1 protein-coding gene is annotated in these 272 nt (G+C 67.3%); it reads left to right on the top strand.

The window, feature by feature from the left end; all coding sequences use genetic code 11:
* Positions 1-272: magnesium and cobalt transport protein CorA (locus NLU14_RS21830; RefSeq protein WP_275710562.1), on the top strand; the 272-nt coding region annotated here is incomplete at both ends.

Here is a 272-nt window from a genome sequence, read left to right as displayed (position 1 = left end):
AGAAGCTCGATCCGGAGGAAGTGCGCCAGCTCGGCAAGGCGATGTTCAACGTGGCGGACGTCAGCGAGGCCGAGGTCGAGATCGTCCTGGACGATTTCGTCTTCAAGGCGCGCGAGCGCACCGGCGTCACGTTCGATCCGGCGCCGAAGATCGAAAGCATCATGACCAGGGCGCTGGGGCCCGAGCGCGCCTCGGGCGTGCTCGCCCGGGTGATGCCGGCCAGCCAGGTCGCCGCGATCGAATGGCTCGACTGGTTCGAGCCCGAGGAGATC

This window comes from Marinobacter iranensis (assembly GCF_029207565.1).
GTDB lineage: Bacteria > Pseudomonadota > Gammaproteobacteria > Pseudomonadales > Oleiphilaceae > Marinobacter > Marinobacter iranensis.
The sequence above is the reverse complement of the archived record's forward strand: the minus strand, read 5'-3'. Positions and strand labels throughout refer to the sequence as shown.